This is a genomic window from Streptomyces sp. NPDC020379, assembly GCF_044387105.1.
Taxonomy (GTDB): Bacteria; Actinomycetota; Actinomycetes; order Streptomycetales; family Streptomycetaceae; genus Streptomyces.
Window position 1 is genome coordinate 355,632 of sequence record NZ_JBIRVR010000004.1, and the last position, 10,351, is coordinate 365,982.

Consider the following 10,351-nt stretch of genomic DNA (forward strand, 5'->3'; position numbering starts at 1 on the left):
TGCGGGCACCGTCCGGCCGTTCGGCCGGTCACAGCTTCGACAAGCCGTCCACAGCCCCTTACGCAAGGGCCGAACGGGCTCTAGTCTGATCACTGCTTGGAAGGTTACTCGCGAGTCACCAGCAACGAATCGGGCCCCGGAGGACGCCGTGACCGAGACACAGGCTTTGATCGAGAACCGTCCGCCCTCCGTGGCGACGATCCTCGTCGAACGCGTAGAGGCGACCCCCGACGCCGAGGCGTACCGCTATCCGGTGCCCTCGCCCTCCGGCAGCCGCCCCGACGCCTGGGCCTCGCTCACCTGGCGGGAGGCCGCCGACCGCGTCTTCGCCATCGCCGCCGGCCTGATCGACCTCGGCGTGCACCCCGAGGAGCGGGTGGCGCTCGCCGCCTCCACCCGGGTGGAGTGGATCCTCGCGGACCTCGGAGTGCTCTGTTCCGGCGCCGCCACCACCACGGTCTACCCCAGCACCAACGCCGAGGAGACGGCCTTCATCCTGGCCGACTCCGAGAGCCGGGTACTGATCGCCGAGGACGCCGCCCAGCTCGCCAAGGTCCGCGAGCACCGCGCCGACCTGCCCGGACTCGTCCACGTCGTGGTGATCGACGCCGAGGACGCCACCCCCGCCGAGGAGGACCCGGAGGGCTTCGTCCTCACCCTCGCCGAGCTGGAGCGGCGCGGCGCCGCCCACCTGAAGGCGAACCCCGACGCCGTGCGGGACCGGATCAAGGCGCTGCGGGCCGACCAGCTCGCGACCCTGATCTACACCTCGGGCACCACCGGCCGCCCCAAGGGCGTACGCCTGATCCACGACTCCTGGGCCTACATGGCGCGCGCCATCCAGGCGTCCGGCCTGGTGCGCGCCGACGACGTGCAGTATCTGTGGCTGCCGCTCGCGCACGTCTTCGGCAAGGTGCTCACCGTCAGCCACATCAGCACCGGGCATGTCACCGCCGTGGACGGGCGCGTGGACCGCATAGTGGAGAACCTCGCGGTCGTCCGGCCCACCTATATGGCCGCCGTGCCGCGCATCTTCGAGAAGGTCTACAACGGCGTCGCGGCCAAGGCGCGCGAGGGCGGCGGAGCCAAGTACAAGATCTTCCACTGGGCCGCCGAGGTCTCCCGCGAGTACGCCAAGGCCGCCCAGGACAACTACCGCCGCACCGGCAGCAGAACGGTCCCCTTCGGGCTCGCCGCCCGGCACAAGGTCGCCGACGCGCTCGTCTACACCAAGATCCGCGAGGCGTTCGGCGGGCGGCTGCGCGCGTGCGTCTCCGGCGCCTCCGCGCTCGCCCCGGACATCGGCTATTTCTTCTCCGGCGCGGGCGTTCACATCCTGGAGGGCTACGGCCTCACGGAGACCAGCGCCGCCAGCTTCGTCAACCCTGGCGAGTCCTACCGCACCGGAACCGTCGGCAAGCCGCTGCCCGGCACCGAGGTCCGGATCGCCGACGACGGTGAGGTCCTGCTGCGCGGCCCCGGCGTCATGGCCGGCTATCACGGGCTGCCCGAGAAGACCACGGAGGTCCTGGAGTCCGACGGCTGGTTCCACACCGGCGACATCGGAGAGCTGTCCCCGGACGGCTATCTGCGCATCACCGACCGCAAGAAGGACCTGATCAAGACGTCGGGCGGGAAGTACGTCGCGCCCGCCGAGGTCGAGGGCCAGTTCAAGGCCGTCTGCCCCTTCGTCTCGAACATCCTGGTGCACGGCGCCGACCGCAACTTCTGCACCGCGCTCATCGCCCTCGACGAGCCCACCCTCATGGTCTGGGCCGCCGAGCACGGCCTCGGCGGCAAGCCGTACGCCGAGGTGGTCGCCGCCAAGGAGACCGAGGAGCTCATCGACGGCTATGTGCGGCGGCTCAACGAGGGCCTCCAGCGCTGGCAGACGATCAAGAAGTTCCGGCTGCTGCCGCGCGACCTCGACATCGAGCACGGCGAGCTCACCCCGAGCCTCAAGCTCAAGCGGCCCGTCGTGGAGCGGCAGTACAAGAACCTCATCGAGGAGATGTACGCGGGCGCCCGCGAGGCCTGAGGCCGAGCGTGGACCGACGACCTGCCGGCCGGGGCGTACGCGGGCGCCCGCGAGGCCCGAGCCGGGCGGAGGTGAGGGGTCCGGCGGCCGATGCCGGACAATGGACCCATGCCTTCCGTACTGCCTGACGGCGAACCCATGCCCGAGGACGGGGCGCTGCCCCACCACGCCCTGGAGGGCGCCGGGCGGCGGCCGCTCGGCTTCTATCTGCATGTGCCGTACTGCGCGACGCGCTGCGGGTACTGCGACTTCAACACCTACACCGCGAGCGAGCTGCGCGGCTCCGGCGGGGCCCTGGCCTCCCGGGACAACTACGCCGAGACGCTCGCCCACGAGGTCCGCCTCGCGCGGAAGGTGCTCGGCGACGACCCGCGCCCGGTGGAGACCGTCTTCGTCGGCGGCGGCACGCCCACGCTGCTGCCCGCCGCCGACCTCGTACGGATACTGGGCGCGATCCGCGACGAGTTCGGGCTCGCGGAGGGCGCGGAGATCACCACCGAGGCCAACCCGGAGTCCGTCGACCCCCGCTATCTCGCGGAGCTCCGCGAGGGCGGCTTCAACCGGATCTCCTTCGGCATGCAGAGCGCCCGGCAGCACGTGCTGAAGATCCTCGATCGCACGCACACCCCGGGCCGCCCGGAGGCATGCGTCGCGGAGGCGCGGGCCGCCGGGTTCGAGCACGTCAACCTCGACCTGATCTACGGCACGCCGGGGGAGTCCGACGACGACTGGCGCGCCTCCCTCGACGCCGCGATCGGCGCGGGCCCCGACCACGTCTCGGCGTACGCGCTGATCGTCGAGGAGGGCACCCAGCTGGCCCGCCGGATCCGGCGCGGCGAGGTCCCCATGACGGACGACGACGTCCACGCCGACCGCTATCTGATCGCCGAGGACCGGCTCACGGCCGCGGGCTTCAGCTGGTACGAGGTCTCCAACTGGGCCACGAGCGAGGCCGGGCGCTGCCGCCACAACGAGCTCTACTGGCGCGGCGCGGACTGGTGGGGCGCGGGCCCCGGCGCACACTCCCATGTGGGGGGCGTGCGGTGGTGGAACGTCAAGCACCCGGGCGCCTACGCACAGGCCCTCACCGAGGGCCGCTCCCCGGGCGCGGGCCGCGAGGTCCTGCCGGACGAGGACCGGCGGGTGGAACGCATCCTGCTGGAGCTGCGCCTGATCGACGGCTGCCCGCTGTCCCTGCTGGCCCCGGCCGGCGCGGAGGCCGCGAAGCGGGCTCTGGAGGACGGCCTGCTCCAGGCCGAGCCGTACGAGCAGGGACGTGCGGTCCTGACGCTGCGGGGGCGACTGCTGGCGGACGCGGTGGTGCGGGATCTGGTGGACTGATCACCTGTTCGGGTGAACTGACGGGCATGGGCCGCACGCCCGCCTGCGCTGTCCATAGGCTGCCGCTATATGTCACGCGGCGCATGTGGAGGACCACGGAGATGACCGCTGTGGATGACCGGACGAAGATCGCGACCTTCGAGAACCTTGAGGTTCCCGAGGGCTGGCGGGTCGAGCTGTTGCGGGGGGAAATTGTGATGTTGGCAGGGCCCGACTGGGTCCACAACATCAACATTCTGCTCATCAAACGGCAGATCCCCCTGGAACGCTGGTATCCACTCCAGACGCAGGACATCGCCATCCCCGGCGAGGCAAGCGAACCGCAGCCGGATCTCGTCGTGCACGAGCACGGAGCATTCAAAGGCCCTGGGCGGCTCCTCCCCGCACCGGCAGTCACTTTGGTCGTGGAGATGGTTTCGAAGACCAGCGTCCACCGCGACTATGTGATCAAGTCCTCGATCTACGCGGCCGGGCGGGTGCCCGCGTACTTGATCGTGGATCCGATCAAGTCCAGCTGTGTCCTCCTCACCGGCCCCATGGGTGTCGGCGAGGAAGCGAGTTACCGGACGCGGAACACGTACAAGTTCGGGGAATCGTTGCCCATTGAGGCGCTCGACCTGACCTTGGACACTTCCATGCTGCACAGCTTTCCCAGCGCCTAATCGACCACCGTCACAAAGTCGATCAGCTCCTCAACCCTCCCGAGGAGCTCCGGCTCCAGGTCCTTGTACGAGCGCACACTCGACAGAATCCGCTGCCAAGCCGCCCCCGTATTCACCGGCCACCCCAGCGCCCGGCACACCCCCGACTTCCAGTCCTCCCCTCGCGGCACCCGAGGCCACCCCTCAATACCCACCGACGCCGGCTTCACCGCCTCCCACACGTCGATGTACGGATGGCCCACCACCAGGACGTTCTCGTCCGTGACGGATGCCGCGATCCGCGACTCCTTCGAGCCCGGCACCAAGTGGTCGACCAGGACGCCCAGCCGCGCGTCCGGCCCCGGCGCGAAGGACCGCACGATGGCCGGGAGGTCGTCGATGCCCTCCAGATACTCCACCACCACGCCCTCGATCCGCAGGTCGTCGCCCCACACCCGCTCCACGAGCTCCGCGTCGTGGCGGCCCTCGACGTAGATGCGCCCCGCGCGAGCCACCCGCGCCCGCGCTCCGGGGACGGCGAGCGAGCCGGAGGCCGTACGGGCCGGGCCCTGCGGCGTGTTCGCGGCCGCCGGGCGCACGAGCGTCACCACGCGCCCCTCCAGCAGGAACCCGCGCGGCTCCATCGGGAAGACGCGGTGCTTGCCGAACCGGTCCTCCAGGGTGACCGTGAGCCCCTGCGCGGTCTTCTCACAGCGGATCACCGCCCCGCAGAAGCCGGTGGTGACCTCCTCGACCACGAGATCGGGCTCGGCGCCCACCTCGGGTGCGGGCTGCTGACGCTTCCACGGAGGGGTGAGATCGGGACCGTATTCTCTGCTGCGCATGGCGACCATTCTGCGAGAGCGGCGGGTGTCCGCGGCCGGGGGTCCGGGGGTCCTCCCCCGGGGGTGTGCAGCCTCTGCCGCGCACGCGCGCCATTGTGGATCAAGATCCGGACGTCGCGGCACACCTCACCCCCCACCTCACCCCCGCCTCACGACACGCCGAACCGCGCCGCCAACGCGTCACGTTGTTCCCGCACGAACGCCGCGTCCACCACGGCCCCGTGCCCCGGTACGTACACCGCGTCCGCGCCCCCCAGCGCCAGCAGCCGGTCCAGCGCGGCCGGCCACTGCCGGGGGAGCGCGTCCGGGCCCGCCTGCGGATCGCCCGACTCCTCGACCAGGTCACCGCAGAAGACGATCTCCGGCGCCCCGTCCGCCCCCGCCACCAGCACCGCCAGGTCGTGCGCCGTGTGGCCGGGACCCACGTTGGCCAGCAGTGCCTGCCGCCCGTCGCCGAGGTCGAGCGTGAGCTCGCCGGAGACCGGGTGGCGGGGCCGTACGAGCAGGTCCGCGGCCTCCGCGGCGGCTGTCGGGTCGACGCCGTGCCGCACGGCGTCCCGCGCGAGCTCCTCGCGCTCGCGGAGGAGGACGCCAGCGAGCCCCACCGCCCCGTACACCTCCACCCCGGAGAACGCCGCCGTGCCGAAGACGTGGTCGAAGTGGGGGTGCGTCAGAGCGATGTGTGTCACGTCACGGCCGACGAGCTCCCGCACCTCCCGCCGGACCTCCGCGCCCTCGCCCACCGTCGCCCCGGTGTCGACGAGCAGGACGGCCGCCGGGCCCGCGATCACCCCGATCGTGGCGTCCCACACGGGCATTCTGCGGCGCGCGACCCCTGGCGCGAGCCGCTCCCAACGGGCTGTCCCCTCATGGCTCTCCATACCCGGACGCTAGCCGGAGCGCGGTACGGTTGCCCGCCCGACGGGCGTGCGGCGGCGGTGTGTGCGGGCGCACGGCGGGACCGCTCTTGCCCTCGCCGCGGTGCACGGCCGTACACTGGCTGAAGGGATCTGGCACTCGTGACCATGGAGTGCCAGGGAAGGACCCCGTAAGACGGCTGGACTGGAGGTGCGCGGTGCTGAGCGAACGCAGGCTCGAGGTGTTGCGCGCCATCGTCCAGGACTATGTGGGCACCGAGGAGCCCGTCGGCTCCAAGGCCCTCACCGAGCGGCACCGCCTCGGCGTGTCCCCGGCGACCGTGCGCAACGACATGGCCGCGCTGGAGGACGAGGGCTTCATCGCCCAGCCGCACACGAGCGCCGGCCGCATCCCGACCGACAAGGGCTACCGCCTCTTCGTCGACAAGCTCGCGGGCGTCAAGCCCCTGTCGACGCCGGAGCGGCGCGCCATCCACAATTTCCTCGACGGCGCCGTCGACCTCGACGACGTCGTGGGCCGTACGGTGCGGCTGCTCGCGCAGCTGACCCGGCAGGTCGCGGTGGTGCAGTATCCCTCGCTGACCCGCTCGACCGTGCGACACGTGGAGCTGCTCTCGCTGGCCCCCGCACGGGTGATGCTGGTGCTGATCACGGACACCGGCCGGGTCGAGCAGCGCATGGTCGACTGCCCGGCGCCGATCGGCGAGACCTCGCTGGCGGATCTCCGCGCGCGGCTCAACAGCCGGGTCGTGGGCCGCCGGTTCGCGGATGTGCCGCAGCTCGTGCAGGACCTCACCGAGTCCTTCGAGCAGGAGGACCGAGGAACCGTTTCGACGGTCCTCGCGACCCTGCTGGAGACCTTGGTCGAGGAGACCGAGGAGCGGCTGATGATCGGCGGCACCGCCAATCTCACCCGCTTCGGGCATGACTTCCCGCTGACGATCCGGCCGGTGCTGGAGGCGTTGGAGGAGCAGGTGGTGCTGCTCAAGCTGCTCGGCGAGGCCAAGGACTCGGGCATGACGGTGCGCATCGGTCATGAGAATGCTCACGAGGGCCTGAACTCCACATCCGTCGTCGCCGTCGGCTACGGTTCGGGCGACGAGGCAGTCGCCAAACTCGGCGTGGTCGGACCGACCCGCATGGACTACCCCGGAACGATGGGAGCGGTACGCGCAGTGGCACGTTACGTCGGACAGATCCTGGCGGAGTCGTAAGTGGCCACGGACTACTACGCGGTCCTGGGCGTACGGCGTGATGCCTCGCAGGACGAGATCAAGAAGGCATTCCGCCGCCTCGCCCGTGAGCTGCACCCGGATGTGAACCCGGACCCGAAGACGCAGGAGCGGTTCAAGGAGATCAACGCCGCTTACGAGGTGCTCTCGGACCCGCAGAAGAAGCAGGTCTACGACCTCGGCGGCGACCCGCTCTCCGCGAACGGCGGCGGCGGGGGTGGCGCCGGCGGCTTCGGCGCGGGCTTCGGCAATTTCTCCGACATCATGGACGCCTTCTTCGGCCAGGCCTCGCAGCGCGGTCCGCGCTCGCGCACCCGCCGTGGCCAGGACGCCATGATCCGGCTCGAAGTCAGCCTCAGCGAGGCCGCGTTCGGCACGACCAAGGAGATCCAGGTCGACACCGCCGTCGTCTGCACCACGTGCAGCGGCGAGGGCGCGGCCCCCGGCACCTCCGCGCAGACCTGTGACATGTGCCGCGGCCGTGGTGAGGTCTCGCAGGTCACCCGGTCCTTCCTCGGCCAGGTCATGACCTCGCGGCCCTGCCCGCAGTGCCAGGGCTTCGGCACCGTGGTGCCGACCCCGTGCCCGGAGTGCGCCGGTGACGGCCGCGTCCGGTCGCGCCGCACGCTAACGGTCAAGATCCCGGCCGGTGTCGACAACGGCACCCGCATCCAGCTGGCGGGCGAGGGCGAGGTCGGCCCCGGCGGCGGCCCCGCCGGCGATCTCTATGTGGAGATCCACGAGACCGCGCACCCGACCTTCCAGCGGCGCGGCGACGACCTGCACTGCACGGTCACCATCCCGATGACGGCCGCGGCTCTCGGCACGAAGGTGCCGCTGGAGACCCTGGACGGCGTCGAGGAGATCGACATCCGCCCGGGCACGCAGTCCGGCCAGTCGATCCCGCTGCACCAGCGCGGTGTCACGCACCTGCGGGGCGGCGGCCGTGGTGACCTCGTGGTCCACGTCGAGGTGATCACGCCCAACAAGCTCGACCCCCAGCAGGAGGACCTCCTCCGCCAGCTGGCGAAGCTGCGTGGCGAGGAGCGCCCGATGGGCGAGTTCAAGCCGGGGCAGCAGGGGTTGTTCTCGCGCCTGAAGGACGCGTTCAACGGGCGGTAGGCGCTGGGCCGGGGGTTGTTCCCCGGTTGGGTGAGTTCAAGCCGGGGCAGCAGGGGTTGTTCTCGCGGTTGAAGGACGCGTTCAACGGGCGCCAGGCCGCGTGAAGTACGCACGGACGGATGGGCTGGAGCGATCCGGCCCATCCGGCGTTCGCGGACACCCCGCGGTCGGGAACCACCGTCGTCCACAGCCCGCCCGCCGGGGCTATCCGCGTGTGACACGATGTGGTCATGGCCATCGACACCCGGGGTGACGCCGTGCTGACGGACCTGCTCCGGCACCCCATCGTGCAAGCCCCCATGGCCGGCGGCGCCTCCGGGCCGCCGCTCGCCGCCGCCGTCTGCGAGGCCGGTGGCCTCGGATCGCTGGCAGCGGGCTACAAGACCCCGGCCGCGATGTACGAGGAGATCAAGCAGCTCCGCGCCCGCACGGCCGCGCCCTTCGGCGTGAACCTGTTCATGCCGCAGCCCCCCGCCGCCGACCCGGCCGCCGTCGAGGTGTACGCCGAGCAGCTCGCGGGCGAGGCCACCTGGTACGAGACGCCGCTCGGCGACTGGTGCCAGGGTGGCGACGACGCGTACGAGGCGAAGCTCGCGATCCTCCTCGACGACCCGGTCCCGCTGGTCTCCTTCACCTTCGGCTGCCCGTCCGCCGCCGCGCTGGAAGCGCTGGCCAAGGCCGGTACGGTCACCGTCGTCACCGTCACCTCCGCCGCCGAGGCGCGGGCCGCCGAGCTGGCGGGCGCGCACGCGGTGTGCGTCCAGGGCATCGAGGCGGGCGGCCACCAGGGCACCCACCGCGACGACCCGCACCTCGACGGCGCGGGCGCCGGCGTCGGCCTGCTGGCGCTGCTGGCCGAGGTCCGCGAGGCCGTACGCATCCCCATGATCGCCGCGGGTGGCCTGATGCGCGGCGCCCAGATAGCCGCCGTGCTCGCCGCGGGCGCCAGTGCCGCGCAGCTCGGCACCGCGTTCCTGGTGTGTCCCGAGTCGGGCGCGCAGGCCGTGCACAAGCAGGCCCTGACCGACCCGCTGTTCGTCGGCACCGAGCTCACGCGCGCCTTCTCCGGCCGCCCGGCCCGGGGCCTGGTGAACCGTTTCATCCGCGAGCACGGCCCGTACGCGCCCGCCGCCTATCCGCAGGTGCACTATCTGACGGCGGGGCTGCGCAAGGCGGCCGCGGCGGCGGGCGACCCGCAGGGCATGAACCTGTGGGCCGGCCAGGGCCACCGGCTGGCCCGCGAGCTGCCGGCCGCGCGGTTGGTCGAGGTGCTGGCCGGCGAACTGGCCGTGGCGCGGGCCGCGTTGGCGGGCGACGGGGACGCGGGGGCAAGACCGGGGGGAAGTGAAATGCGAGGGAGCGAGTCATGACAGCGCCGGTCTTCCTGGTCGAGGAGGACGCCCTCACGGGCGTCTATCCCGGTACGGTCTTCCCGCTCGGCGGCCCCGAGGGGCGGCACGCCGTCTCCGTGCGGCGGCTGCGCGTGGGCGAGGAGATCGTGCTGACGGACGGCGCGGGCACGGGCGCGTTCGGCACCGTGGCCGCCGTCGAGGGCAAGGACCGCCTCGACGTCGCCGTCACCTCGGTCCGCTCCGAACCTCTGCCGGAGCCGCACATCACCGTCGTCCAGGCCCTGCCGAAGGGCGACCGCGGCGAGCTCGCGGTCGAGACCATGACCGAGACGGGCGTGGACGCGGTCGTCCCCTGGGCGGCGTCGCGCTGCATCACGCAGTGGAAGGGCGAGCGGGGCGCGAAGGCCCTCAGTAAGTGGCGCGCCACCGCCCGCGAGGCGGGCAAGCAGTCGCGCCGCCTCCGCTTCCCGCCGGTGTCCGAGCTCCTGACGACCAAGCAGGTCTGCACGCTGCTGGCGGACGCGGAGTTCGCGGCGATCCTCCATGAGGAGGGCCACAGCGCCCCGCTCGCCACGGCCGGACTCCCCCTCACGGGCAACATCGTCCTCGTGGTGGGCCCCGAGGGCGGCGTCTCCCCCGAAGAGCTCTCCGCCTTCGCGGAGGCGGGCGCGAAGCCGTACCGCTTGGGCCCGAGCGTCCTGCGCACGTCGACGGCGGGCACGGCGGCGACGGCACTGCTGCTGGGGCGGACGGGGCGTTGGTCGTAGGGCGGCCCGGCGACGGCGGGGGGGTGCCTCTATGTCCTTCGTCAAGCCTGGGCTGGTCATGCGACAGCTGCTTCGGGGACCCGTGACTCGTAGAAGGTGCCGTCGCGGAGCATGGCGAACAGGACGCTGATGCGG

9 protein-coding genes are annotated in these 10,351 nt (G+C 71.9%); 7 read left to right on the forward strand and 2 right to left on the reverse strand.

Annotated features, from left to right (window positions below; genetic code table 11):
* Nucleotides 1-148: 148 nt before the first annotated feature.
* The 3 genes from ACH427_RS08130 (at nt 149) to ACH427_RS08140 (ending at nt 4,041) form a co-directional block, all read left to right on the forward strand.
* Nucleotides 149-2,038 (forward strand): AMP-dependent synthetase/ligase, encoded by a 1,890-nt coding sequence (locus ACH427_RS08130; protein ID WP_398868573.1) that lies wholly within the window; start codon nt 149-151, stop codon nt 2,036-2,038.
* A gap of 108 nt (nt 2,039-2,146) precedes the next feature.
* Nucleotides 2,147-3,379: a radical SAM family heme chaperone HemW gene (gene hemW, locus ACH427_RS08135; protein WP_398868574.1), complete on the forward strand. Its 1,233-nt coding sequence runs from the start codon at nt 2,147-2,149 to the stop codon at nt 3,377-3,379.
* Nucleotides 3,380-3,480: 101 nt separating this feature from the next.
* Nucleotides 3,481-4,041 (forward strand): Uma2 family endonuclease, encoded by a 561-nt coding sequence (locus ACH427_RS08140; protein WP_398868575.1) that lies wholly within the window; start codon nt 3,481-3,483, stop codon nt 4,039-4,041.
* Here the strand turns inward: ACH427_RS08140 and ACH427_RS08145 are convergent.
* Together ACH427_RS08145 and ACH427_RS08150 are read right to left on the reverse strand one after the other, a co-directional pair.
* Nucleotides 4,038-4,865, reverse strand: coding sequence for a DUF3097 domain-containing protein (locus ACH427_RS08145; protein WP_398868576.1), 828 nt, complete (start codon nt 4,863-4,865; stop codon nt 4,038-4,040). The genes ACH427_RS08140 and ACH427_RS08145 overlap by 4 nt on opposite strands.
* A 149-nt stretch (nt 4,866-5,014) precedes the next feature.
* Nucleotides 5,015-5,746 (reverse strand): MBL fold metallo-hydrolase, encoded by a 732-nt coding sequence (locus ACH427_RS08150; RefSeq protein WP_398868577.1) that lies wholly within the window; start codon nt 5,744-5,746, stop codon nt 5,015-5,017.
* 194 nt (nt 5,747-5,940) lie between these two features.
* On the opposite strand from ACH427_RS08150, the gene hrcA reads away from it, so the two are divergent.
* The 4 genes from hrcA to ACH427_RS08170 all read left to right on the forward strand — a co-directional run bounded on the left by hrcA (nt 5,941) and on the right by ACH427_RS08170 (nt 10,216).
* Nucleotides 5,941-6,957: a heat-inducible transcriptional repressor HrcA gene (gene hrcA / locus ACH427_RS08155; RefSeq protein WP_116211761.1), complete on the forward strand. Its 1,017-nt coding sequence runs from the start codon at nt 5,941-5,943 to the stop codon at nt 6,955-6,957.
* Nucleotides 6,958-8,097, forward strand: coding sequence for a molecular chaperone DnaJ (gene dnaJ, locus ACH427_RS08160; protein WP_361522840.1), 1,140 nt, complete (start codon nt 6,958-6,960; stop codon nt 8,095-8,097).
* 230 nt (nt 8,098-8,327) lie between these two features.
* Nucleotides 8,328-9,467 (forward strand): nitronate monooxygenase, encoded by a 1,140-nt coding sequence (locus tag ACH427_RS08165; RefSeq protein WP_398868578.1) that lies wholly within the window; start codon nt 8,328-8,330, stop codon nt 9,465-9,467.
* Nucleotides 9,464-10,216 (forward strand): 16S rRNA (uracil(1498)-N(3))-methyltransferase, encoded by a 753-nt coding sequence (locus tag ACH427_RS08170; protein ID WP_398868579.1) that lies wholly within the window; start codon nt 9,464-9,466, stop codon nt 10,214-10,216. Before ACH427_RS08165 ends, ACH427_RS08170 begins: the two co-directional genes overlap by 4 nt.
* The last annotated feature ends 135 nt before the right edge of the window (nt 10,217-10,351 follow it).

What these genes read in the sequence shown, in the direction of transcription:
- hemW (WP_398868574.1), top strand. Translation starts at nt 2,147, where the DNA reads ATGCCTTCCGTACTGCCTGACGGCGAACCCATGCCCGAGGACGGGGCG.
- ACH427_RS08140 (WP_398868575.1), top strand. Translation starts at nt 3,481, where the DNA reads ATGACCGCTGTGGATGACCGGACGAAGATCGCGACCTTCGAGAACCTT.
- ACH427_RS08145 (WP_398868576.1), bottom strand. Translation starts at nt 4,865, where the DNA reads ATGCGCAGCAGAGAATACGGTCCCGATCTCACCCCTCCGTGGAAGCGT.
- ACH427_RS08150 (WP_398868577.1), bottom strand. Translation starts at nt 5,746, where the DNA reads ATGGAGAGCCATGAGGGGACAGCCCGTTGGGAGCGGCTCGCGCCAGGG.
- ACH427_RS08165 (WP_398868578.1), top strand. Translation starts at nt 8,328, where the DNA reads ATGGCCATCGACACCCGGGGTGACGCCGTGCTGACGGACCTGCTCCGG.
- ACH427_RS08170 (WP_398868579.1), top strand. Translation starts at nt 9,464, where the DNA reads ATGACAGCGCCGGTCTTCCTGGTCGAGGAGGACGCCCTCACGGGCGTC.